Here is a 24,261-nt window from a genome sequence, read left to right as displayed (position 1 = left end):
CGCCCGAGGGAATCTGAAGGAACCGCCGCAGGCGGTGACGAAGATGACGAAGGGGCAGTCCGGAGCGAACGCTCCGGACCGCAATCGTGGGCGCCCGCCACTCAGGCGCCCGCGCCGACGAGCGGCCTACGGAGCACTGGGACGCGACTCCGAAGCCAATCGCCAATGAGACCTCAGACGAGACCCTCATGTATCAAAGGCCCGTAACGCACCACAAACAGCTACGGCTGCACCTCATACTCTCCAGATCCCAGCACCACCGCCGCCATCCCAGGCGCCTGGCTCAGCTTATGCAGCGCATAGCATTGCGCGGTGGCGATCTTGGCGTCGTGGAAAGCAGGATCTTCCGCGCGCAGGTCCAGGCTGGCCAGCAGCGCTCGCGCCATCTGCCAGCCGGCAAACGTGGTGCCCGCCAGCAGCAGATACGGCACGGCGGCCGCGAACACCGCGTTGGGGCGGCTGGCGGCGTTGGCCAGCACGAAGTCGATGGCGTCGGCCAGCGCCGCGCGGGCCTGGCGCAGCGGCGTCAACATCAGGCGGGCAGCGGATTCGCTGCGGGCTTCCAGCGCCGCTTCGGTCTTGCCGACTTCCGCCAGCAGGGCGCGGGCGACTGCGCCGCCGTCGCGCAGGGTCTTGCGGCCCACCAGGTCGTTGGCCTGGATCGCCGTGGTGCCTTCGTAGATCGTGAGGATGCGCGCGTCGCGGTAGTACTGCGCCGCGCCGGTTTCCTCGATGAAGCCCATGCCGCCGTGCACCTGCACGCCCAGGCTGGCCACGTCGATGGACATTTCCGTGCACCAGCCCTTGACGATGGGCACCAGGTATTCCTGTACCGCCAGATGGCGCTTGCGGGCTTCGGCGTCCGGGCTGGCGTGCGCCAGATCGGCGTGGCCCGCGGTGTAGTAGGCCAGCGCGCGGCCGGCCTCGGTCTGGGCGCGCATCGTGCCCAGCATGCGGCGCACGTCGGGGTGCTGGATGATGGCCACCGCGTCCTTGGACGAACCGTCCACCGGGCGGCTCTGCACGCGCTCGGCGGCATAGGCCAGCGCGTGCTGGTGGGCGCGGTCGGCGACGGCCACGCCCTGCACGCCTACCGCGTAGCGCGCGGCATTCATCATGATGAACATGGCGTCCAGGCCGCGGTTTTCCTGTCCCACCAGATAGCCCAGCGCGCCGCCCGCGTCGCCGAACTGCAGCGTGCAGGTGGGACTGGCCTTGATGCCCAGCTTGTGTTCGATCGACACGCAATGGACATCGTTGCGCGCGCCCAGCGTGCCGTCTTCGTTGACCAGGAACTTGGGCACCAGGAACAGCGAAATGCCTTTGACGCCTTCTGGTGCGTCGGGCAGGCGCGCCAGCACCAGGTGCAGGATGTTCTCGGCCAGATCGTGTTCGCCGTAGGTGATGAAGATCTTGGTGCCCGAGATGCGGTAGGTGCCGTCGCCCACGGGTTGCGCGCGTGACCGCACCATGGCCAGGTCCGAGCCTGCCTGTGGCTCGGTCAGGTTCATGGTGCCGGTCCAGCGTCCGGAAATCATGGGCTCGATGAAGCGCTGCTTCAGTTCAGGCGAACCCGCCGTCAGCAGCGCCTCGATCGCGCCATTGGTCAGCAGCGGGCACAACGCGAACGACAGGTTGGCGGCGTTCAGCATTTCCGAGCAGGGTGAACCGATCAGGCCGGGCAGGCCCTGGCCGCCGTATTCCACCGGATGCGTCATGCCTTGCCAGCCGGCCTCCGCGTACATGTCGAAGGCTTGCTTGAAGCCAGGCGAAGTGGTGACGGCGCCGTCGCGCCAGGAGCTGGGCTCGCGGTCGGCTGCATGGTTCAGCGGCGCCAGCACGTCGCCGGCATAGCGCGCGGATTCTTCCAGCACGGCCTGGGTGGTGTCGGGCGTGGCTTCCTCGAAGCCGGGCAGCGCGGCAACTTGCGGCAGGCCCGCAAGGTGGTTCAGCACGAACAGCATGTCTTTCACGGGGGCTTGGTACGTCATGGCGTCGGAGCTCCTGGATGGGATGGAAACGTGGGATTCAACCGGCCTTGCCGGGGCCGGCCACGTCGATGGCCTTGGTCGCGCCGACGGCGGCGCGCAGTTCGAATTTCTGGATCTTGCCGGTGGAGGTCTTGGGCAGTTCGCCGAAGCGCACCGCGCGCGGCACCTTGAAGCCGGGCAGCAGCAGCTTGCAGTGCGCGATGATCTCTTCGGCGGTGGCGCTGCAGCCGGGCTTGAGTTCGACGAAGGCGCAAGGGGTTTCGCCCCATTTGGGGTCGGGCATGGCCACTACGGCCACCGCCGCCACCGCGGGATGGCGGTAGAGCGCGTCTTCCACTTCGATGCTGGAGATGTTCTCGCCGCCGGAAATGATGATGTCCTTGCTGCGGTCCTTGATGCGGACGTAGCCGTCGGCCGTCATCACGCCCAGGTCGCCGGTGCGGAACCAGCCGCCGGCGAAAGCCTGTTCGGTGGCGCGTTCGTTCTTCAGATAGCCCTTCATGCAGATGTTGCCGCGGAACATGACTTCGCCCACGGTCTGCTCGTCGGCCGGCACCTCTTCCATGGTGTCGGGATCGCGCACGGACACGCCCGCCTGCAGGTGGTAGCGCACGCCCTGGCGCGCATTGCGCAGCGCGCGTTCTTCCTCGTCCAGCGCGTCCCAGGCTTCCTGGCGGGCGCACACGGCTGCGGGTCCATAGACTTCGGTCAGGCCGTACACATGGGTCAATTCGAAACCGATGTCGCGCATCTTGGCGATGACGGCGGGCGCGGGCGCGGCGCCCGCCACCATGGTGCGCACCGTGTGGTCGATGCCGGCGCGCAGTTCGGCCGGCGCGTTGGCCAGCGCGCTCTGCACGATGGGCGCGCCGCAATAATGGGTGACGCCTTCGTTGCGGATCAGGTCGAACACGGTCTGCGGATCGAACTTGCGCAGGCACACGTTGACGCCGGCGCGCGCGGCGACCGTCCAGGCAAAGCACCAGCCGTTGCAGTGGAACAGCGGCAGGGTCCACAGATAGACCGGATGCTTGGGCATGTCCCATTCGAGGATGTTGCTGATGGCGTTCAGGTAGGCGCCGCGGTAGTGGTAGACCACACCCTTGGGATCGCCGGTGGTGCCGGACGTGTAATTCAGTGCGATGGCGTCCCATTCGTCCGCGGGGGGCTTCCAGTCGTAGCGGGCAGGGGCGCCGGCCAGGAAGGCTTCGTAATCGACCGCGCCGGGCAGCTCCGCCGGGGCGGTTTCCAGGTCGTGCACCGAAATGAGCTTCAGGTGCGGGAACTCGGCCCGGGCGCGCTGGGCGAGTTCGGCGTACTCCGTGTCCACGATCAGCGCCTGCGCTTCGCCGTGGCCCAGCATGAACAGCACGCTGGGGGTGTCCAGGCGGGTATTCAGGGTATTGAGCACCGCGCCCAGCATGGGCACGCCGAAATGGGCTTCGACCATGGCGGGAATGTTGGGCAGCATCACGGCCACGGTGTCGCCGCGCTTGATGCCAGCTTGCGCCAGCGCGCCGGCCAGGCGCTGCGCGCGTTCGTAGGTCTGGGCCCAGTTGCGCCGCACCTCGCCGTGGACGATGGCCAGCCGCTGGCCATAGACCTGGGCTGCGCGCGCGATGAAATCCACCGGGGTCAGGGCTTCGTAGTTGGCTTCGCGGCGCTCAAGGCCGCGGTCGAACATACCGCTCATGCTTGTCTCCAGTTGGGACGCGCAGGCGTCCCTTATCCGTGTGCGGGGAGTTTGATCCCCGTCGCTTGCCCTAGCTTACGGGGCCGCCGAAAATGCTGTCTGTCACCTGCATGACAGACGGCCGGCCGACCTGGCTTCCCCAAGTTTTACACAGTTATTCCCATGTCCGACGTTTCAAACATCGTTTCCGCCGAGGAACTGGCCGGCCTGTTCGGATCCTGTGCCTGGTTTACCGCGCTGGAGGCCCGCCACCAGGATCTGGTGCTGGCGACCGCGCGCGCCGAACACGTGCCCAACGGCGCCTGGATCGCGCGGCGCAATGCGCCGTCGGACTATTGGCTGGGCGTGCACACGGGTCTGTTGAAGCTGGCCATCTACAACGAATCGGGCCGCAGCTGCACCTTTTCGGGCGTGCCGCCGGGCGGCTGGTTCGGCGAGGGCAGCGTCATCAAGCGCGAACTGCGCAAGTACGACGTGGTGGCGATCCAGCCGTCGCTGGTGTTGCTGGTGCCTACGGCCACCTTCCATGCGCTGTTGTCGGCCAGCCTGCCTTTTTCGCATTTCGTCATCGGCCAGTTGAACAACCGCATGGGCGAGTTCATCGCCTCCATCCAGAACCACCGTTTGCTGGATGCGGACGCGCGCGTGGCGCAGTCGCTGGCGCAGCTGTTCAATCCGCAGCTGTATCCGTCCACCGATCTGACGCTGGCGATCTCGCAGGAAGAACTAGGCTATCTGACGGGCCTGTCGCGCCAGCGGGTCAACCAGGCGCTGCAGACGCTGGCCGACCAGGGCATCCTGGCGCTGGCCTACAACCAGATCAAGGTGCTGGACCTGGAGCGCTTGCGCCAATACGGCCTGGACCAGATCTGAGGGCGCCGGATCAGGCGCCGCGCAAGGCGCGGGTGAGCGCGGCGCGTGCCAGGATGCGGGTCGAATCCAGCGTGGGCAGGGCCGAATTGCCGTCGTTAAGCACCAGCGGCAACTCGGTGCAGCCCAGTACCACGGCGTCGCAGCCAGCCTCGCGCAGGCGCTCGATCACGGCTTGCAGCTTCGCCACGGATTCCGGCTTGAACACGCCGTACACCAGTTCGTCCATGATGACGCGGGCCATCGTGTCGCGGTCCGCTTGCGCCGGCCGCAACCATTGCAGCCCGCGCGCTTCCAGCTTGTCCGGATAGACGCTGCTGTCCACCAGCCAGCGCGTGCCCAGGATGCCGATGCGGCGCAAGCCGCGCGCCTGGGCCTCGGCCGCGACCTCTTCGGCGATATGCAGCCAGGGCAGGGGCGACTGCGGCAGCACATGGTCCAGCGCCTGGTGGATGGTGTTGTCCGGGCAGATCAGGAAATCCGCGCCCGCGCGCGCCAGCTTGCCCGCCGACGACTGCATCAGCGCGCCCACCCCGGCCAGGTCGGCCTGGTCCAGGCAGGCGACATAGTCCGCCAGCGAATGCGTGTGCAGCGAAATCTCCGGGTGCGCGTGCGGGCCCAGGCGCTGGGCGCCTTCCGCGCACAGCGTGCGGTAGCAAAGCGCGGCGCCTTCCGCCGAGCAGGCGACGATGCCGATGTGCAGGGGCGTGGCGTTCATTCAGCAGACTCCTTGTTGGATGCGCGCACGTGGCGCGCGATGTCCAGGAAGCTCGCCGCCATGGCGTCTTGCTGCGCCTGCGGCAGCCGCGACAGGAACAGTTCGTCGACGGCGGGGCCGTAGACCTTCCACATCTCGCGGCGCAGCGCGCGGCCCTTGGGCGTGAGGCGGGCGTAGGTGGCGCGGCGGTCTTCGTCCGAGCGGAAGCGTTCGACCAGGCCTTCGGCCTCGATGCGGTCCATCAGGCGCGTCAGGTTGTAGCGCGCGATCACCATGCGCTCGGCGATCTCGAACATCCTGGCCGTGCCGTCGGGCGCGCGCTCCAGCGCCCATAAGGCGTCATACCAGGCCAGCGGCGGCAGGCCGGCGGCTGACAGGCGCTTTTCGATTTCTTCCACTACCAGCGCATGCGCGGTCAGGAAGAGGCTCCACGCATCGGGCTTGCCCGTGGCCATGCGGTCGGTTCCTTTGAAAGAGGTGGGAATGCTGCGGGGATTGTAAGAGGCGGGCGCCAGGCGCGACGCCGGCATTTCGCGGTCCAAACAACCCTTTATTGGTGATTTATACCCTGGCTGGCCACGGTGAAAAAAACCGTGTGAATTGCAATACCATGATTTGCATGGGATTTTTCCTGGCACGGAATTCGCATATGGGTACGTACCCCAAAACCGCAACACTGGAGGGCGTTCCCATCATGGGTCCGTATCGGAAATTATGGTTCACCTTGATCGCCGTATTGGCGGTCACGTTCGCATTGCTGGGCTTCTACGGCGGCGAGGTCTATCGCCAGGCGCCGCCGATTCCCGGGCAGGTCGTGACGACCGACGGCAAACCGCTGTTCGGCCGCGACGACATCCTGGACGGCCAGACGGCCTGGCAATCGGTCGGCGGCATGCAGCTGGGATCGGTCTGGGGACACGGCGCCTACCAGGCGCCGGACTGGACGGCCGACTGGCTGCACCGTGAACTGACCGCCTGGCTGGACCTGGCCGCGCGCGAGCAGCACGGCCGGGACTATGCGCAGCTGGACGCGGGCGCCCAGGCAGCGTTGCGCGCGGAACTGAAGGCCGAATACCGCGCCAACCGCAGCGACGCCGCCACCGACACGCTGGCGGTGAGTCCGCGGCGCGCGCGCGCCATGGCGCAGACCGCCGCCTATTACGACCAGCTGTTCTCCGACGCGCCCGCGCTGCACCGCAGCCGCGAAAATTTCGCGATGAAGGAAAACACGCTGCCCGACGCCGCGCGCCGCACCCAGCTCACGCATTTCTTCTTCTGGACGGCATGGGCCGCGGCCACCGAGCGCGAAGGCAAGGCGGTCACCTACACCAACAACTGGCCGCATGAACCCCTGATCGACAACGTGCCCAGCGCCGAAAACGTCATGTGGTCCATCCTCAGCGTGGTGGTGCTGCTGGCCGGCATCGGCTTCCTGGTCTGGGCCTGGGCTTTCCTGCGCGGCAAGGAAGACGACGAGCCGCTGGCGCCCGCCAAGGACCCGCTGACCACTTTCGCCCTGACGCCGTCGCAGCGCGCCTTGGGCAAGTACCTGTTCCTGGTGGTGGCGCTGTTCGGCTTCCAGGTGCTGCTGGGCGCCTTCACCGCGCACTACACCGTCGAAGGGCAGAAGTTCTATGGCGTCGACCTGTCGCAGTGGTTCCCGTATTCGCTGGTGCGCACCTGGCATATCCAGAGCGCGCTGTTCTGGATCGCCACGGGCTTCCTGGCCGCCGGCCTGTTTCTGGCGCCGTTGATCAACGGCGGGCGCGATCCCAAGTTCCAGAAGCTTGGCGTCGACATCCTGTTCTGGGCGCTGGTGCTGGTGGTGGTCGGATCGTTCACCGGGAACTACCTCGCGATCGCGCAGATCATGCCGCCGGACCTGAACTTCTGGCTGGGCCACCAGGGCTATGAATACGTGGACCTGGGCCGCCTGTGGCAGATCGGCAAGTTCGCCGGCATCTGCTTCTGGCTGGTGCTGATGCTGCGCGGCATCGTGCCGGCGCTGCGCACGCCGGGCGGGGACAAGAACCTGCTGGCGCTCCTGACCGCTTCGGTCGGCGCCATCGGCCTGTTCTATGGCGCCGGCTTCTTCTACGGCGAACGCACGCACCTGACGGTGATGGAGTACTGGCGCTGGTGGATCGTGCACCTGTGGGTGGAAGGCTTCTTCGAAGTCTTCGCGACCACGGCGCTGGCCTTCATCTTCTCCACGCTGGGCTTGGTGTCGCGCCGCATGGCCACCACGGCCAGCCTGGCCTCGGCCTCGCTCTTCATGCTGGGCGGCATACCCGGCACCTTCCATCACCTGTACTTCGCCGGCACCACCACGCCCGTGATGGCCATCGGCGCCAGCTTCTCGGCGCTGGAAGTGGTGCCGCTCATCGTGCTGGGACATGAGGCCTGGGAGAACTGGCGCCTGAAGACCCGCGCGCCCTGGATGGAAAACCTGAAGTGGCCGCTGATGTGCTTCGTCGCCGTGGCCTTCTGGAACATGCTGGGCGCGGGCGTCTTCGGCTTCATGATCAACCCGCCCGTTTCGCTGTACTACATCCAGGGCCTGAACACCACGCCGGTGCACGCGCACGCGGCCCTGTTCGGCGTGTATGGCTTCCTGGCGCTGGGCTTCACCCTGCTGGTGCTGCGCTACATCCGTCCGCAGTACGCGCTGAGCCCCGGTTTGATGAAGCTGGCGTTCTGGGGCATGAACCTGGGCCTCGCGCTGATGATCTTCACCAGCCTGCTGCCGGTGGGGCTGATCCAGTTCCACGCCAGCGTCAGCGAGGGCATGTGGTACGCCCGCAGCGAAGGCTTCATGCAGCAGGAGCTGCTGCAGAACCTGCGCTGGGGCCGCACCTTCGGCGACGTGGTGTTCCTGCTGGGCGCGCTGGCCATCGTGATGCAGGTGATCCTGGGCCTTCTGAGCGGCAAGCCCGCGCTGGCCGAGCCGCGCCTGCAGGCCAAGGCGGCGCGCGGGTAGCGGCGCGCGGCGAGCGTCGGGCTCTTTGCTTCAGCGCAAAGAGCCCGGCCGCGGCATCCGGTCCAATGGAATCCAGCCCGCGCCCGACCGGCGCGGGCATTCCGGAGAACCGCCGCATGCGCATCCTGCCGACCGTCATCGTTTCATTGCTGTTGACCGCTTGCGGGCCCCAGGACGGGGCCCGTTTTGCGTTGCCGGAAATCACGCGGCTGCCGCCGGGCGAGGTGAGCTACGTGCCGCCGGGCGAGGCCTTGCGCAACGGCTATCCCGCCACGCCCGCGCCGCGCGTCGCGCGCTATCCGGATGGCCTGGTCATCATGACACGACAGGTCAGCCAGGCCGAATACGCAGCGTGCGTGGAGGCCGGCGCATGCAAGGCGTTGGACCCCGCGCAGCGCCAGGCGGTTGCGCCCGACCTGCCCGCGGTAGGCATCAGCTGGACCGACGCGGTTGCCTACGCTGCGTGGCTGTCCGAACGCACCGGCAGGCGCCTGCGCCTGCCCAGCTATGCCGAATGGGTCTACGCGGCGGGCGAAGCCTATCGCGCGGACGTCTTGCCGGCCTTGCCCGATGGCAGCGACCCGGCGCAGCGCTGGCTGGCGGAATACGAACAACAGAGCCTGCGCGGCGCGCAGGGCGACGTCACGGTGCGCGCCTTCGGCGCCTATGGCCGCAACCGCGCCGGCCTGATGGACATGGCGGGCAGCGTGTGGGACTGGACCGACGATTGCCATGCGCGGCGCGTGCTGGACGGGCTGCGCGATGGCGCAAGCGGCAATGCGGCGCAGGAGCAGGAGCAGGAAAGCCGCAACTGCGGCATACGCGTCGCGGCCGGCAGGCACGTCGCGTATCTGCCCGATTTCATCCGCGACCCCAAGGGCGGGGCGTGTTCGGTCGGCGTGCCGCCCGCCAACCTGGGGCTGCGGCTGGTGCTGGAACCCGGCTAGGCCGCGTTGCCTGCGCGCTATGCGCCGGCCAGCTCGGCGCTCGCGTCGCAGGCCTCGTCCGCGGCCGGCGACCCGTGGCGACAGGACAGGCAGGCCGAGCAGTCCACGGCGGGCGCGGCGTGCTCGCCCAGGCGGGCCAAGGCGGCGGGCGAGCGCAGCACCACGCGCTTGCGCCCGGCCGAGACGATGCCGCGCTGCTTCCAGTCGCTGAGCAGCCGGCTGACCGTGTGCAAGGTGGTGCCGGTCATTTCGGCGATGTCCTGGCGGGTGATGGGAAAGCCGATGCCGATGCCGTCCTGCATGGGCTGGCCGGATTGCTGCACCAACCTCAGGATGGCGCGCGCGACCCGTTGTTCGACTTCATCGGTGGACAGCTCCTGGATGCGGACGTGCGCGTCCTGCAGGCGTTGTCCCATGGTTTGCAGTGCGGCCGCGCCCAACTGGGGATGGCAGGCGATGAAGCGTTCCCAGGCCGTGGCCGGCCACGCCAGGCAGACGCTTTCCTGCACGGTCTGCACCGTAGCCGGATAGCAGGGCTGCCGCATGGCGCAGGCCAGCCCGAACATGTCGCCGGGATTCACGTAGCGCACCACGACCTGTTCGCCCTCCGGCGTCAGCTGCGCCACCTTCAGGCAGCCATGCAGCAGCACGAAAAAATGCGCGGCAGCGGCGCCCTGGCGATAGGCCAATGCGCCGGCCTCCAGGCGGCAAGGCACCGCGCCGCGCAGCGCGGCGTCCAGCTGCGCATCGGACAAGGGCCTGAACAGATCCAGGTTGCGAAGCAGGGCATGGCACAGGGGCGACGACGCCGCAGACTGCCCGGAAGCGTGTGGAGGGTCCATGCCTTGATGGTGACATCGCGGCCGCGCGGCGGCAATGCACGGCGGCTCGCAAGCTGGTCTGAAGTTTGCGCTACAGCAAAGAACGCAAAAGGTGGCGAGCCTTCAATGGAAGCGCCGACAGACTCGGCGTTGCAGAAACCCGAACAGGAGTTGCACATGAACGCTTTGCGCCCCACCTTGCTTGCCATGGCATTGATCGCAGCGATGGCGGGCGGCCCGGCAGCCGCCCAGAACGCCGATCAACTGGAACGCGCCAAGGTTGCGCTGGTCGCCCCGCCCATGGTCCACCCGCATGAGCAGGTGGCCCGTTCGGGTCCCAAGGTGATCGAATTCACGATGACCATCGAGGAGAAGAAGATGGTCATCGATGACAAGGGCACGACCTTGCAGGCAATGACGTTCAACGGGTCCATGCCCGGTCCGACCCTGGTGGTGCATGAAGGCGATTATGTCGAACTGACCCTGGTCAATCCGGCCACCAACGCCATGCCGCACAACGTGGATTTCCACGCCGCCACCGGCGCGCTGGGCGGGGCCAAGCTCACCAACGTGAACCCGGGCGAGCAGGCCACGCTGCGCTTCAAGGCGGATCGCAGCGGCACCTTCGTCTACCACTGTGCGCCCGAAGGCATGGTGCCCTGGCACGTGGTGGCGGGCATGAGCGGCACGCTGATGGTGCTGCCGCGCGACGGACTGAAGGATCCGCAGGGCAAGCCGCTGCGCTACGACCGTGCCTACACCATAGGCGAGTTCGACCTGTACATCCCCAAGGACGCGAACGGCAAATACAAGGACTACGCGACCCTGGCGGAAAGCTATGGCGACACGGTCGAAGTCATGCGCACGCTGACGCCGTCGCACATCGTCTTCAATGGCAAGGTCGGGGCCTTGACGGGGGCGAACGCGCTCACGGCCAAGGTCGGCGAGACGGTGCTCCTGATCCACTCGCAGGCCAATCGCGATACGCGCCCGCATCTGATCGGCGGCCATGGCGACTGGGTCTGGGAAACCGGCAAGTTCGCCAACCCGCCGCAGAAGGACCTGGAGACCTGGTTCATCCGCGGCGGTTCGGCGGGCGCGGCGCTCTACACCTTCAAGCAGCCCGGCGTGTACGCCTACCTGAACCACAACCTGATCGAAGCCTTCGAACTGGGCGCGGCCGGGCATATCAAGGTCGAGGGCAAATGGAATGACGACCTGATGAAGCAGATCAAGGCGCCGGGTCCGATCCCGCGCTGAGCGCGGCGGCAGGGCGCGCGTGGCGCGCCTTGCCCTTGTCTATCCGCTACGCCGTCACGCCTTTTCCTTTCGGAGCCTTGCCATGTCCTCGCTGTATCGAATTGCGTTCGCCGCCGCCCTGGCCAGCCTGCCCGTCGCGCAAGCGGGGGCCGAGTCGCTGGCCGCCATCAACCCCGCGGGCGAAAAGCTCTACAAGTCCGCCTGTGTCGTATGCCACGCCAGCGGGGTCGCCAATGCGCCCAGGCTGGGCGACAAGCAAGCCTGGTCGCCCTTTATTGCGCAGGGCACGGACGCGCTGTTGGCCACCGTGCTCAAGGGCAAGGGCGCGATGCCGCCGCGCGGCGGCTCGTCCGCGGACGAACCGACCCTGAGGGCCGCGGTGGAATTCATGATGGCTGCGTCCCGCTAGCGGGGAGGGCCTGGGGACCTGTCCTGAAATAGTTGCACTTGCAATTATTAGAATTCCTCCATACGATTGCAATTGCACATGATGCAATTGCAATTCACGATGCGAAATGACGGCGGCCGTACACCGGGATGCCGCCTTCGCGCCCACCAGGAGGACGCCATGGACACCCCGATAGAACCGACCGACGCCGACCCGCAGGAAACCCAGGAATGGCTGGAGGCCATGCAGGCCGTGCTGGCCCACGAGGGCCGGCCGCGCACCCACTATCTGCTGGACCAACTGATCAGCCAGGACCGCGCCGGCCACGGCGGCTATGCCGCGCCGAACGCCACGCCCTACGTCAACACGATCCGGCCGGCGGAGCAGGGTTCGTTTCCGGGCGACATGGGCATCGAGCTGCGGCTGGACGCCTATCTGCGCTGGAACGCCATGGCCATGGTGCTGCGCGCGGGCAAGACCTCGGGCGTGGGCGGACACATCGCGACCTACGCCTCGGCCACGACGCTGTACGAAACCGGCTTTCGCCACTTCTTCCGTGCGGCCACGCCGGACTTCCTGGGTGACATGCTGTACATCCAGGGCCATTCCGCGCCCGGCATCTATGCGCGCGCCTATCTGGAGGGCCGCATTTCCGAGGAAGAACTCGACCGCTTCCGGCGCGAGACGGCCGGCGGCGGGTTGGCGTCCTATCCGCATCCGCGCACCATGCCCGGGTTCTGGCAGTTTCCGACCGTGTCGATGGGGCTGGGACCGCTGATGGCCGCCTATCAGGCGCGCTACATGCGCTACCTGGAAGACCGCGAGCTGATCCCCGCGCAAGGCCGCAAGGTCTGGGGCTTTCTGGGCGACGGCGAACAGGACCAGCCCGAGACGCTGGCGGCGGTGGCGATGGCCGGGCGCGAAAAACTGGACAACCTGATCTTCGTGGTGAACTGCAATCTGCAGCGCCTGGACGGCCCGGTGCGCGGCAACGCCAAGATCATCCAGGAACTGGAAAGCGTGTACCGCGGCGCCGGTTGGAACGTCATCATGGTGATCTGGGGAGCCGGCTGGGACGCGCTGCTGGCGCAAGACCATGACGGCCGCCTGCGCCGGCGAATGATGCAGTGCGTGGACGGCGAGTACCAGGTGTTCAAGGCGCGCGGCGGCGCATACGTGCGCGAACATTTCTTCGGCGCCGACCCGGTGCTGCTGGAGCGCGTGGCGCACCTGAGCGATGAGGAAATCGGCGCGCTCAACCGCGGCGGCCATGATCCTGCCAAGATCTATGCCGCCTACGCCTCGGCGCTGGCCTATCGTGGCCAGCCCACCGTCATCCTGGCCAAGACCGTCAAGGGCTATGGCATGGGCGCGGCGGGCGAGGCGGCCAACACCAATCACCAGCAGAAGAAGATGGCGGATCCGGCCGTGCGCGCCTTCCGCGACCGCTTCTCCATCCCGGTGCCCGACGATCTGCTGGAACAGATCCCCTACATCAAGCCCGCGCCCGGCAGCGCCGAGCGGACCTATTTCGACGCCGCGATCGCGCGCGCGGGCGGCCATCTGCCGCGGCGGCAGGCCGGACCCGGGCCGCTGGCCACGCCGCCGCTGGAGGCGTTCGCCGCGCACCTGAAGGGCAGCGACGGCCGCGAGTTCTCGACCACGATGGCCTTTGTGCGGGTGCTGGCGCAATTGCTCAAGGACCCCGCCATCGGCCAGCGCGTGGTGCCCATCGTGCCCGACGAGTCGCGCACCTTCGGCATGGACGGCATGTTCCGGCAGGTGGGCATTTATTCGCACGTGGGGCAGCTGTACACGCCGCAGGACGCAGACCAGTTGAGCGTCTACCGCGAAGACCGGCGCGGCCAGATCCTGCAGGAAGGCATCAACGAGTCGGGCGCGATGGCCTCGTGGATCGCGGCCGCCACCGCGCACAGCACGCACGGCGTGGCCACGATTCCGTTCTACATCTTCTACTCCATGTTCGGCTTCCAGCGCGTGGGCGACCTGGCCTGGGCGGCGGGCGACATCCGCGCGCGCGGCTTCCTGCTGGGCGCGACCTCCGGACGCACCACGCTGGAAGGCGAAGGACTGCAGCACGACGACGGCCACAGCCACGTGCTGGCCTCGGTCATTCCTTCATGCGTGGCCTACGACCCGGCCTACGCCTACGAGATCGCGGTGATCGTGCAGGACGGCATGCGCCGCATGTACCAGGACGAAGAAGACGTCTTCTACTACCTGACGCTGATCAACGAGAAGACCGCGCATCCGCCCATGCCGCAGGGCGCCGAGGAGGGCATCCTGCGCGGCATGTACCGCCTGCGCGAAGGCGGCGACGGCGCGCTGCGGGTGCAGTTGTTGGGCAGCGGCGCGATCCTGGGCGAAACGCTGGCGGCGGCAGAGCTGCTGCGGCAGGACTTCGGCGTGGCGGCCGACGTCTGGAGCGTGACCAGCTATTCGGAACTGGGCCGCGACGGCCAGGAAGCCGAACGCTGGAGCCGCCTGCATCCGCTGGAGAACAGGCGCGCCGGCTACGCGGAGACGGTCCTGGCGGACAGCGAGGGGCCGGTGGTGGCCGCCACCGACTACATGAAGACGGTGGCCGAACAGATACGTCCGTTCATGCAGGACCGCCGCTATGTCACGCTGGGGACCGACGGCTTTGGCCGGTCAGACACGCGGGCAGCCCTGCGGGCCTACTTCGAGGTGGACCGGCATCACATCGCGCTGGCGGCCCTGAAGGCGCTGGCGGACGACGGACTGATGCCGCACGAGCGCGCGGCCGACGCCATCGCCCGCTACGGCATCGACCCGGAGGCCGTGTCCGCGGCGCGGCCCTAGGGGCAGGCTAGACGCGCCGCGCCAGCAAGGCCCAGATCCCGGCGGCGGACAGCAGGGCGCCGCCGCCCAGGTTGAAGCCGCGCTGGGCGCGGGGCGAGGCCAACAGGCGCCGGGCGGACCCGGCAAAGATGGCATAGGCCGTAGCGTTGATGCCGGCGCAGGCGACGAAGGTGGCCGACAGGATCCAGAGCTGGCGCGTCACGTCGCCTACCGGATCGATGAACTGCGGCAGGAAAGCCACGAAGAAGATGATGCCCTTGGGGTTCAGCGCCGTCACCAGATAGGTGTTGGCGAACAGCTTCCAGCGCGAACCCGAGGCAGTGGCCGTGGGCAGGGTCGCCGGCGACACGCCGGCGCGCAGCAGCTTGAAGCCCAGGTACAGCAGGTACAGGCCGCCCACGATCTTGACCACCGTGAACCAGAACGCCGACGCCGCCAGCAGGGCGCCCAGGCCCAGCAGCGACAGCAGCAGGGCGGTGGAGTCGCCCAGCGCCACCGCCAGCACCAGCGGCAGGCGTGCGCGCCGGCCTTGCGCAATGGAGTAGCTGATGACGGTGAGTATCGTGGGGCCGGGCAGCATCACGAGGAGGGCGGACGCGCCCAGGAAGGCCAGCCAGGTTTCAAGCGACATGGGATCTGCTCCAGGGGTGGGGCTGCGCGCGGCGGCCAGCCTGCGGGCCACTGTATAGCAATCGCGGCCGCCTGCAAACCGGACGTGGCCGGGCGCGCGCGCCGGGTGGTGTTAAATACGGTTTTCCCCGGACAGTGAGCGCGGGCCTGCAAGGGCGCGCGAAGGAAACATCATGGCATTCGATTTTGATCTGTTTGTGATCGGCGCGGGCTCCGGCGGCGTGCGCGCGGCGCGTTTCGCGGCGGGCTTCGGCGCGCGCGTGGCGGTGGCGGAAAGCCGCTACCTGGGCGGCACCTGCGTGAACGTGGGCTGCGTGCCCAAGAAGCTGCTGGTCTATGGCGCGCACTACAGCGAGGACTTCGAGCAGGCCCGCGGCTTCGGCTGGAACGCCGGCGAGCCCAGCTTCGACTGGCCCACGCTGATCGCGAACAAGAACCGCGAAATCGAACGTCTTAACGGCATTTATCGCAATTTGCTGGTCAATAGCGGCGTGACCCTGCTGGAAGGCCACGCCCGCATCCTCGATCCGCACACGGTCGAAATCAACGGCAAATCCTACCGCGCCGCCAATATCCTGGTGGCGACCGGCGGCTGGCCCCAGGTGCCGGACATTCCGGGCAAGGAACACGCCACCACGTCGAACGAAGCCTTCTTCCTGAAGGAACTGCCGCGCCGCGTGCTGGTGGTGGGCGGCGGCTATATCGCCGTGGAATTCGCCTCCATTTTCAACGGCATGGGCGCGCAGACCACGCAGGTCTACCGTGGTCCGTTGTTCCTGCGCGGCTTTGACCAGGGCGTGCGCGAGCATCTGCGCGACGAACTGGTGAAAAAGGGCATCGACCTGCGCTTCAATTCGGAAGTGACGCGCATCGACAAGCAGGCCGACGGCACGCTGGCCGCCACGCTGAAGGACGGCTCCGTGGTCGAGGCCGATTGCGTGTTCTACGCCACTGGCCGCCGGCCCATGCTGGACAACCTGGGCCTGGAGAACACGGCGGTCAAGCTGGGCAAGGGCGGTTTCATTGAGGTGGACGACGAATACCGCACGGCCGAGCCCTCCATCTTGGCCATCGGCGACGTGATCGGCCGTGTGCCGCTGACGCCCGTGGCGCTGGCCGAAGGCATGGCGGTGGCGCGGCGCCTGTTCCGTCCCGAGGAATACCGCAAGGTCGACTACCAGCTGATTCCGACCGCCGTGTTCAGCCTGCCGAACATCGGCACGGTGGGCATGACGACGGAAGAGGCGCGCGCCGCCGGCCACGAGGTCAAGCTGTTCGAAAGCCGCTTCCGGCCCATGAAGCTGACGCTGACCGAGTCGCAGGAAAAGACGCTGATGAAGCTGATCGTGGACGCCAAGACCGACCGCGTGCTGGGCGTGCACATGGTCGGCCCGGACGCGGGCGAGATCGTGCAGGGCATCGCGATCGCGCTGAAGGCCGGCGCGACCAAGCAGGTGTTCGACGAGACCATCGGCATCCATCCCACGGCTGCCGAAGAGTTCGTGACCCTGCGCACGCCGGTCGCCCAATAAGGCGCTACAGCCGTTCGATCATGGCGCGCGCCGCCATCGGCGCGCGTTCCTTCGCGCCATTGATGAAGAACGCAAAGACGTCTCCCGGCCGCGCCTTTTTTTCCGGGGCGCCGGTGAGCGGCAGGTCGGCCGGGTGGCCGCCGCGGGCCCAGCTGCGCAGGCGGTCCGCCCAGGCGTCCAGCGCCTTGGGCGGGTAGCCCGCCTTGTAGGCCGTGCTGGCGCGCATCAGCCGCGCATAGACGAAAGCGGCGGTACGGTCGGCGATGGACGGGTAGTCCTCGCTGTCCGTGTAGACGGTGGCCGCGCCGTGGCGCCGCGCCAGCTCCAGGTATTCCTCGCAGGCGAAGCTGTCATGGCGCACGTCCAGTACGTGGCGCAGCGGCAAGCCGTCCACCTTGTCCGGCAGCAGCGCGAGGAAGGCGCCGAAATCGTCCGCATCGAATACCTTGGTCGGCGCGAACTGCCAGACGATGGGCCCCAGCTTGGGGCCCAGTTCGGCGATGCCGCTGTGCACGAAGCGGTGGATCGAATCCTTGGCGCCCGCCAGTTCGCGGCGGTTGGTCGCGTAGCGCGAGGCCTTCAGCGAAAACACGAAGCCTGCGGGCGTCTCATCGCGCCATTTGGCGAAGGTGGCCGGCTTCTGGGTACTGTAGTAGGTGCCGTTGATCTCGATGGCGGTGAGCTGGCTGCTGGCGTATTCCAGTTCGCGCGCATGCGGCAGGTTTTCGGGGTAGAAGACGCCGCGCCAGGGGGCGTAGGTCCAGCCGCCGATACCGATGCGGATGGCGCCGTCTTTCGGATGAGAATGCGCTTGCGGCATGGCCGGCCCTCCAGGCGTGGGAACCGGACAACTGTATCGCCGGCGCCACTGGTCCGCAAACCCCCGCCGGAAGTTCGCTGTTCCGATACAGTTTTGCGCTAAGGTGTGGATTCACGTTTCCACTTTCCGCGCGGCCCCGCGCCGGCCCATCATGCCCGACCTTACCCATCTGATGACGTTCGCCCTGGTTGCCCTGGGCATGGTGCTCACACCCGGGCCCAACATGATCTACCTGGTATCCCGTTCCATCTCGCAGGGCGCGCAGGCGGGCCTGATTTCGCTGGGGGGCGTGGCGGTCGGCTTCGTCTTCTACGTGCTCTGCGCGGCGTTCGGCATCACGGCGCTGCTGATGGCGGTGCCCTACGCCTACGACGCGCTGCGCATCGGCGGCGCGCTGTACCTGCTGTACATGGCCTGGCAGGCGCTGCGCCCGGGCGGGCGTTCGCCCTTCGAGGTGCGCGAACTGCCCAAGAGCAGCCCGCGCACGCTGTTCACGATGGGGCTGGTGACCAATCTGCTCAATCCCAAGATCGCGATCATGTACGTGTCGCTGCTGCCGCAGTTCATCCAGCCCGAGCGCGGCAGCGTGTTCACGCAGTCGCTGGCGCTGGGCATGACACAGGTTGTGATCAGCCTGACGGTCAATGCGCTGATCGCCATCATGGCCGGTTCCATCGCCGGGTTCCTGGCGGGCCGCCCCTTGTGGATGGTGGTGCAGCGCTGGTTGATGGGCACGGTGCTGGCCGGGCTGGCGGTACGCATGCTGATGGATAACCGCCGCTGATGCAGGCCGAAGACGGTTTCTTTGCTTCCTTGGGCGGCATGCTGGGCGAGGCGCTGCGCGGGGTCGTGGCTGGCTTGAGATGGCTGCTGGGCGGAGTTGGCGGCGCGCTGGGCGATTTCTACGCGGGGCTGTCGGGCGCGATGGGGATGAGTCCATCGGTGTTCAATCTGGTGGTGTTGGCGATTGGGTTGATGCTGCTTTGGGCGGCGGTCAAGGCGTTGTTAAGGCGGAGTTTGTTGGGGGTTTTGGTTTGGGGGTTTTTGGCGGTGTTGGTGTTGGGTGGGTTGATTAATTGATGGGCTTTGTGGTGTCGCGTTTTGCGGATGGTGTTCTTCTTTAGGCGCCAGCCGCGCCGTGGGCCTGGGGCGAGCGGGCCAACGATTGCGGTCCGGAGCCTTCGCTCCGGACTTCCCCGTCGTCATCTTCGTCAAGGCCTTCGGCCTTTCCTTCAGATTCCCTCGGGCTTATCGACGGCCCGCTCGCCCCAGGCCCAAGGCGCGGCTGGCTCCGGCGGTTGAAACTTCACGGGCGCTGGGGCGGGTGGTGTGCTTGGCGTGCTCGCCATCAGTGGGGGTTGGCGGAAGGTCTTGCGGGGCCCGCTCCCGGCCGGCCGCGCGGGCGGCCTCTGGGAGCTTACGCGGTGGCTTGCGGCGAGTGACGGCGCTGCGCGCTGTTTGTCACCGGTTCCTTAAAGGAGTCGGTGCATGGGCAGACGATTCGCTGCATTCGCGCAGCGAACACTATAGAAATTTTATAAATCGCGTATGTATTAATCGGCCGCCCGGGCGGCCGATTAATACGGGCAGTTCACGACTCGCCACTGACCACGGTTCCAGGCACTACAGGCCAAGACGGCGGCAGCCCAACCGATGCGCTGTCGCGCCATTCGCGCAGCGAACACTATCGAGATTTCATGAATCTCGTATGTATTAGTCGGCCGCCCGGGCGGCCGACTAATACGGGCAGCCCACGACTCGTCCCCGACCACGGCTCCAGCAGCGCAACAAGCCAAAACGGCGGCAGCCCAGCGGCGCGGGCGGCGAGGCGGCTCGCAACCTCGATGCGCCCGAGGGAATCCGTAGGAGTCGCCGAAGGCGAGGACGAGGATGACGATGGGGAAGTCCGGAGCGAACGCTCCGGACCGCGATCGTGGGCGCGAGCCGCCTCGCCGCCCGCGCCGCTGGGCGACCTACGAAGTGCTGCGGCAGCGGCCTAGAATCGCTGGCTGACCCGCGAAGTGCTGCGACAGCAACCAGTGCCGACGCCCGACCTACGAAGCCTGCCGCGCCGCCAACACCACCTTCCGTAACCTCTGCACCAACGCCGGAAACCGCTCGGCCCCCGTATTCCCATATCCGATCACCAGTCCGTTATCCTCCGCCCGCGGCGCCACCGCGAACGAGGACAACGCGCCCGGATTCATCCCGATCTTGCGCGCCTGTTCCACGATCTCCCGGTCGGGATATGCAGCAGGCAGCCGCACCGTCAGATGCAGCCCGGAATGTCCGCCCAGGACTTCGTGTTCGATCCCCAGATGCGCCGCCAGCGCCTCGCGCAATGCTCCCTGGCGTTCTCGGTACAGGCGCCGCATGCGGCCCAGGTGGCGCGAGAACTGGCCGTTTTCCATGAAGGCCGCCATGGTCAGCTGTTCCAGCCGGTGGCCGCCGCGCAGCATCTCGATAATGGATGGCATCGCCTGCGCGGCGATGGCTTCGGGCAGCACCACGAAACCCAGGCGCAGCGCCGGGAACATGGTCTTGCTGAAGGTGCCCACGTAGAGCACCGGCGCGTCCTCGACCAGGCCCTGCATCGCGGCGATGGGTTCGCCCTGGTGGCGGAATTCGCTGTCGTAGTCGTCCTCGATGATCCAGGCGCCGGCCTGGCGGGCGCGTTCGATCAAGCCCAGGCGGCGCGGCAGGGACAGCACCGCGCCGGTCGGGTACTGGTGCGACGGCGTTGTCTGGATGAGGCGGGGCGGGCGTTCCTGCCAGGCGCTTTCGGGAATCACGATGCCGTCCGCGTCCACGCGCATGGCAACCACGTCCAGGTCGCCGCCATGGAAGGCGGACTTGGCGCCGCGGTAGCCGGGGTCTTCCAGCCAGGCGGTGTCGCCAGGGTTGGTCAACAGCTGCACGCAGAGCGCCAGCGCGCCCTGGGCGCCTTCGGTGATGACGATGCGCGAGGCGTCGCAGCGCACGCCGCGCGACACGCGCAGGTATTGGGCGATGGCTTCGCGTAGCGCCGGCTCGCCCACGGGATGGCCGTAGCCCAGGGCCGTGGCCGGGGCGGCTTGCAGCGCGCGGTCCTGCGCGCGGCGCCATGCATTGATGGGAAACTGCGTCAGCGCAGGCGTGCCGGGCGTCATGGGCAGCGAACCGTCGTGGGCGTAGCGCGTGGAGACGATGCGCGTCAGCCGCTTGGCGGTGAGCGAGGGCTGGTCCGTGGGCGGCGTCGCGCGCTTGGCGGCGATGGCCGCGGCGGCCGATAGGGGCGCCACCCGCGTGCCCTGGCGGTCGGCGATCACGTAGCCTTCGGCCGTGAGCTGTTCGTAGGCGATCAGCACCGTGTTGCGCGAGATGGCGAGTTCCTCGGACAAGGCGCGCGACGAAGGCAGCTTGCCGCCCGCGGGCAGCTGTCCGGCCAGGATCGCCTGCTTGAGGCGCTGGATCAGTTGGCGCTGGCGCGGCAGGGCGCCGGGGCCGCGCGTCAGCGGGCTGGAAAGCAGGGCGGGGGTATTCATCTTGGCCCTATTAAAATTCTGGATCGTGGTGCTTTTTATGATGCCACGATTCCGATATCGTGAGGGCATGCGTACTGCGTCCGTCCCTTCGGGCGGCGCGCCAACCTGAAGAGGCCCCGTAGCATGCAACCCCGCGTCAACGCCTACCAGCAACCCATCGGCCCGGACATGACGGGCTGGACCACGCGTCCGCGTCCGCCCCTGACACCCATCGTCGGCCGCTATTGCCGGCTGGAGCCGCTGTCGGCCGAGCGTCACGCCGAGGATCTGTTCCACGCGTTCAGCCAGGCGCCGGACGACAGCGACTGGACCTACATGTCGGTGGGACCCTTCGCGGACCTGGCGGCCTACCGTCAGTTCGCCGAGAAGGCGCAGGCCGGCAATGACCCCTTGCACCACGCCATCATCGACCTGGAAACGGGCCGCGCCATCGGCACGCTGGCGCTGATGCGCATCGACCCGGCCAACGGCGCGATCGAAGTCGGCTTCGTGTCGTTCTCGCGCCAGCTCAAGCGCACGCGCATCGCCACCGAGGCCCAGTTCCTGCTGATGAGCCGCGCCTTCGACGAACTGGGCTACCGCCGCTATGAATGGAAGTGCGATAGCCTGAACGCGCCGTCGCGCGCGGCGGCTCTGCGGCTGGGTTTCCAGTTCGAGGGCATCTTCCGCCAGGCCACGGTGTACAAGGGCCGCAGCCGCGACACGGCCTGGTTCGCCATGGTCGACGGCGACTGGCCCGCGCTGCGTGCCGCCTATGAGCGCTGGTTGAGCCCCGACAATTTCGATGCCCAGGGCAAGCAGCGGCAGGGCCTGTCCGAACTGACGGCACAGGCGCGCGCCGCGTGCGCCTGATCCCGGTTGCGCTGGCCCTGTTCTGGGGCCTGAACTGGCCGGCGGTGAAGATCATCCTGTCGATCTTCCCGCCGTTCACGCTGCGCCTGCTCGGCCTGGGCAGCGGCGCGGTGCTGCTGTTGCTGCTGGCGCGAGCCAAGCGGGTGCCCCTGCTGCCGCCGCGCGAGTCGTGGCGCGGCATCATCGTGGGCGGCCTGCTTGCCGTCGCGGCCTTCAACCTGCTGGTGGCCTGGGCGCAGCTCAGCACCAGCACCTCGCGCGCGGCGGTGCTGACCTTCACCATGCCCATGATGTCGGCCGTGCTGGCCTGGGCGGTGCTGGGCGAACGCCTGGACCGGCGCCGGGCGCTGGCGCTGCTGCTGGGCGCGGCCGGGGTTTCCATCCTGGCCTGGCCGGTGCTGCGCGCAGTCTTCGGCGAACACGACGCGGCCGCGGCCAAGGGTCTGGTGTTTCCGCTGGTGGCGGCTTTCGGCTGGGCCGCCGGCACGGTCTACCTGAAGGGCTGGCCGGTGGCCGGCGATCGCATCGTCGTCACGGCCTGGCAGTTGGCGGTGGGCGCGGCTTGCGCCTTGGGCGGCATGCTGATCGCGGGCGAATCGTTCCCCACGCAGGGCTGGAACGGCCGTGTGGTGGCGGCGCTGTCGTTCCACATCATCCTGGGCACCGCCGTCGCGTACTGGCTCTGGTTCGTGCTGAGCGAGCGCGTCAGCGCCACGGTGGCCGCGCTGACCACATTGATGGTGCCGGTGGTGGGAGTGCTGGGCGCGATGGCGCTGGTGGGCGACCGGCCCGCCGCCTTGGACTGGTGGGGATTCGCCCTGGTGCTGGGAGGCGCCGCGCTGATCGTGCTGAACCTGGGCGCGGCGCCCGCGCCGCGATCCAGGCCATAGGCGCGGGTGGATCAGCGCGCGCGCCGCAGCTTCTCGCGCAGCAGTTCGGCGCCGCTCACCAGGGTGATGCCGGTCAGCACCAGCAGCGCGCCCAGCACGAAACCGGCGTCCAGCGGTTCGTCCAGGATGAGCACGCCGAAGCTCACGCCGAACAGCGGCGTCATGAACGACAGGACGGACAAGCGCGAAGCCAGGTAGCGGCGCAGCAGCCAGAACCAGGCCAGATAGCTGGACAGGGCCACCACCACGGACTGGAAGGCGACGCTGAGCACTGCCGCCTGCGTATAGCGAAAGCCGGCGTTGCCGGTGGCCGCGGCGTAGGCCAGCAGGGTAATGGCCGCGACCGCCATCTGATAGAACAGCGTCTTGGCAGGCGCGGCTTCGGACAGCGAGGTCTTGCGGATCGCCACGGTGGTGGCGCCCCAGAACAGGCCGGCCAGGAGGCCCATCGCATCGCCCAGCAGCATGTTGGGCGCGCCGGCCGATCCCGCCGGCTGGCCCTTGCCGAGGAAGGCCACGGCGATGCCGCAGAACGCCACGGCCACGCCCACCCACTGCAGCGGCTTCAGGCGTTCTTCGGGCAGCAGCCAGTGCAGTCCCAGCGCGGTGAAGATGGGCGCGGTGTACAGGAACACAGACATGTGCGAGGCCGTGGTGTAGACCAGGCCCTGCGCCACGAACAGAAATTCCCCGGCGAACAGCAGGCCCACGATGAGACCGGGCAGCGCCGTGCCGTCCATGACGGCACGCAGGCCTTCGCGCCGCCACACGGCCACGGCCAGCACCAGCGCCGCGAACGCCGAGCGCAGTCCGATCTGCATGATGGGCGAAACATCCGCGGCCACCAGCTTGATGGCGATCTGCTGGAAGCCCCAGCAGACGCACAAGAGCAGCATGGCGCCGGTCGCCAGCCCGTCCAGCGGCTGGCGCAAGGGCTTGGCGGCGCTCACGGCAGTTCGGCGGGGTAGCTGTCCAGGGCCAGGCCGATCTGCTGGCGCAGATCCCATTCCGCCAGCGTCGATTGCACCGGGCCGAAGAAGGCGCCGTCGCGCGTCACGAACATGGCGGGCAGGTGGAAGACTTCGTAGCGCTCGACCAGGCCGCGGTTGTCGCCGGCGTCGACCCAGCATACGCGTTCCACGGGCAGCTCCAGCTGCGGCAGTTGTTCACGGGCGACGCGGCAGGTGCCACAGGTGCGGCTGTGGAAGACCAGCAGGGACAGCCCGGGCGCGTCCAGCAGGTAGCGGTCGGCGGTGCTGTCGTTGAGTTCTATCTGTTCCATGGGGCGGGCAAGGCGGGAGAGGGCGCCGGTCGCGGCGCGAGGCGCCCATTATGGCAGCGCCCCGCCCGCGGGCGGGAGATACCCGCGGGCCTGGCAGGGCCGTCCCGGCCTCAGGCGGCGCGCAGCTTGCGGTCCAGTTCCAGCACCGACTGGTACAGCACGCGGGTGCCATCCAGCAGCTGCGCGGGCTCGATCCACTCTTCCGGACAGTGGCTGCGG

At 67.8% G+C, this 24,261-nt stretch carries 21 protein-coding genes and 1 pseudogene; 11 read left to right on the top strand and 11 right to left on the bottom strand.

Annotated features, from left to right (window positions below; genetic code table 11):
* Positions 1-221 precede the first annotated feature (221 nt).
* Both DXK93_RS30200 and DXK93_RS30195 read right to left on the bottom strand, forming a co-directional pair.
* Entirely contained in the window at positions 222-1,991 is a 1,770-nt protein-coding gene (locus tag DXK93_RS30200; protein ID WP_119452060.1) for an acyl-CoA dehydrogenase, read from the bottom strand.
* 37 nt (positions 1,992-2,028) lie between these two features.
* Positions 2,029-3,684 carry an acyl-CoA synthetase gene (locus DXK93_RS30195; protein WP_054458160.1) on the bottom strand — a complete coding sequence of 552 codons (1,656 nt, stop codon included), beginning with the start codon at positions 3,682-3,684 and terminating at the stop codon, positions 2,029-2,031.
* Positions 3,685-3,846: 162 nt separating this feature from the next.
* Here DXK93_RS30195 and DXK93_RS30190 point away from each other — a divergent pair, with 162 nt between their 5' ends.
* A complete protein-coding gene (locus tag DXK93_RS30190) occupies positions 3,847-4,557 on the top strand; it encodes a Crp/Fnr family transcriptional regulator (RefSeq protein ID WP_054458159.1) in 711 nt (236 codons plus the stop codon).
* Positions 4,558-4,567: 10 nt separating this feature from the next.
* Here DXK93_RS30190 and DXK93_RS30185 read toward each other — a convergent pair whose 3' ends face one another.
* Positions 4,568-5,272 (bottom strand): aspartate/glutamate racemase family protein, encoded by a 705-nt coding sequence (locus tag DXK93_RS30185; RefSeq protein WP_119452059.1) that lies wholly within the window; start codon positions 5,270-5,272, stop codon positions 4,568-4,570.
* Entirely contained in the window at positions 5,269-5,727 is a 459-nt protein-coding gene (locus DXK93_RS30180) for a MarR family winged helix-turn-helix transcriptional regulator (protein WP_119452062.1), read from the bottom strand. Before DXK93_RS30180 ends, DXK93_RS30185 begins: the two co-directional genes overlap by 4 nt.
* A 239-nt stretch (positions 5,728-5,966) precedes the next feature.
* Between DXK93_RS30180 and DXK93_RS30175 the strand changes: the two genes are divergently transcribed.
* Positions 5,967-8,252 (top strand): nitric-oxide reductase large subunit, encoded by a 2,286-nt coding sequence (locus DXK93_RS30175; RefSeq protein ID WP_119452061.1) that lies wholly within the window; start codon positions 5,967-5,969, stop codon positions 8,250-8,252.
* A gap of 65 nt (positions 8,253-8,317) precedes the next feature.
* Complete coding sequence (locus tag DXK93_RS30170; protein WP_119452058.1) at positions 8,318-9,199, top strand: SUMF1/EgtB/PvdO family nonheme iron enzyme; 882 nt, start codon at positions 8,318-8,320, stop codon at positions 9,197-9,199.
* A gap of 17 nt (positions 9,200-9,216) precedes the next feature.
* On the opposite strand, the gene DXK93_RS30165 is transcribed toward DXK93_RS30170, so the two are convergent.
* Entirely contained in the window at positions 9,217-10,041 is an 825-nt protein-coding gene (locus DXK93_RS30165; protein ID WP_119452057.1) for a Crp/Fnr family transcriptional regulator, read from the bottom strand.
* Between the two features lie 156 nt (positions 10,042-10,197).
* Here DXK93_RS30165 and nirK point away from each other — a divergent pair, with 156 nt between their 5' ends.
* The 3 genes from nirK (at position 10,198) to aceE (ending at position 14,512) form a co-directional block, all read left to right on the top strand.
* Positions 10,198-11,280, top strand: coding sequence for a copper-containing nitrite reductase (gene nirK / locus DXK93_RS30160; protein WP_088157858.1), 1,083 nt, complete (start codon positions 10,198-10,200; stop codon positions 11,278-11,280).
* Positions 11,281-11,362: 82 nt separating this feature from the next.
* Positions 11,363-11,689, top strand: coding sequence for a cytochrome c5 family protein (locus DXK93_RS30155; protein WP_054458155.1), 327 nt, complete (start codon positions 11,363-11,365; stop codon positions 11,687-11,689).
* A 159-nt stretch (positions 11,690-11,848) separates the two neighbouring features.
* Complete coding sequence (gene aceE / locus DXK93_RS30150) at positions 11,849-14,512, top strand: pyruvate dehydrogenase (acetyl-transferring), homodimeric type (RefSeq protein WP_119452056.1); 2,664 nt, start codon at positions 11,849-11,851, stop codon at positions 14,510-14,512.
* 7 nt (positions 14,513-14,519) lie between these two features.
* Here the strand turns inward: aceE and DXK93_RS30145 are convergent, their stop codons facing one another.
* A complete protein-coding gene (locus DXK93_RS30145) occupies positions 14,520-15,143 on the bottom strand; it encodes a LysE family translocator (RefSeq protein ID WP_054458153.1) in 624 nt (207 codons plus the stop codon).
* Between the two features lie 172 nt (positions 15,144-15,315).
* Between DXK93_RS30145 and gorA the strand changes: the two genes are divergently transcribed.
* A complete protein-coding gene (gene gorA, locus DXK93_RS30140) occupies positions 15,316-16,674 on the top strand; it encodes a glutathione-disulfide reductase (RefSeq protein ID WP_054458152.1) in 1,359 nt (452 codons plus the stop codon).
* A 4-nt stretch (positions 16,675-16,678) separates the two neighbouring features.
* Here gorA and DXK93_RS30135 read toward each other — a convergent pair whose 3' ends face one another.
* The gene (locus tag DXK93_RS30135) at positions 16,679-17,494 is read right to left on the bottom strand and encodes a DUF72 domain-containing protein (RefSeq protein ID WP_119452055.1); all 816 of its coding nucleotides are present in this window, start codon (positions 17,492-17,494) and stop codon (positions 16,679-16,681) included.
* 151 nt (positions 17,495-17,645) lie between these two features.
* On the opposite strand from DXK93_RS30135, the gene DXK93_RS30130 reads away from it, so the two are divergent.
* Together DXK93_RS30130 and DXK93_RS30125 are read left to right on the top strand one after the other, a co-directional pair.
* Positions 17,646-18,278, top strand: a complete 633-nt coding sequence (locus DXK93_RS30130) for a LysE family translocator (protein WP_054458288.1) — start codon at positions 17,646-17,648, stop codon at positions 18,276-18,278.
* Positions 18,278-18,574, top strand: coding sequence for a hypothetical protein (locus DXK93_RS30125; protein ID WP_119452054.1), 297 nt, complete (start codon positions 18,278-18,280; stop codon positions 18,572-18,574). Before DXK93_RS30130 ends, DXK93_RS30125 begins: the two co-directional genes overlap by 1 nt.
* Before the next feature lie 974 nt (positions 18,575-19,548).
* Here DXK93_RS30125 and DXK93_RS30120 read toward each other — a convergent pair.
* Complete coding sequence (locus DXK93_RS30120) at positions 19,549-21,018, bottom strand: PLP-dependent aminotransferase family protein (RefSeq protein WP_119452053.1); 1,470 nt, start codon at positions 21,016-21,018, stop codon at positions 19,549-19,551.
* Positions 21,019-21,141: 123 nt separating this feature from the next.
* On the opposite strand from DXK93_RS30120, the gene DXK93_RS30115 reads away from it, so the two are divergent.
* Both DXK93_RS30115 and DXK93_RS30110 read left to right on the top strand, forming a co-directional pair.
* Positions 21,142-21,870 (top strand): GNAT family N-acetyltransferase, encoded by a 729-nt coding sequence (locus DXK93_RS30115; protein ID WP_054458148.1) that lies wholly within the window; start codon positions 21,142-21,144, stop codon positions 21,868-21,870.
* Positions 21,861-22,760, top strand: a complete 900-nt coding sequence (locus DXK93_RS30110; protein ID WP_054458147.1) for a DMT family transporter — start codon at positions 21,861-21,863, stop codon at positions 22,758-22,760. The genes DXK93_RS30115 and DXK93_RS30110 overlap by 10 nt, the downstream gene beginning before the upstream one ends.
* A gap of 11 nt (positions 22,761-22,771) precedes the next feature.
* Here DXK93_RS30110 and DXK93_RS30105 read toward each other — a convergent pair whose 3' ends face one another.
* The 3 genes and pseudogenes from DXK93_RS30105 to DXK93_RS30095 form a co-directional block, all read right to left on the bottom strand.
* A complete protein-coding gene (locus tag DXK93_RS30105; protein WP_119452052.1) occupies positions 22,772-23,710 on the bottom strand; it encodes a DMT family transporter in 939 nt (312 codons plus the stop codon).
* The gene (locus DXK93_RS30100; RefSeq protein WP_119452051.1) at positions 23,707-24,042 is read right to left on the bottom strand and encodes a co-chaperone YbbN; all 336 of its coding nucleotides are present in this window, start codon (positions 24,040-24,042) and stop codon (positions 23,707-23,709) included. Before DXK93_RS30100 ends, DXK93_RS30105 begins: the two co-directional genes overlap by 4 nt.
* 110 nt (positions 24,043-24,152) lie before the next feature.
* Positions 24,153-24,261 (bottom strand): annotated as a pseudogene (locus tag DXK93_RS30095) (allantoate amidohydrolase); the annotation flags it as partial.

Source organism: Achromobacter sp. K91 (assembly GCF_003576205.1).
Classification (GTDB): domain Bacteria; phylum Pseudomonadota; class Gammaproteobacteria; order Burkholderiales; family Burkholderiaceae_B; genus Achromobacter; species Achromobacter aegrifaciens.
The sequence above is the reverse complement of the archived record's forward strand: the minus strand, read 5'-3'. Positions and strand labels throughout refer to the sequence as shown.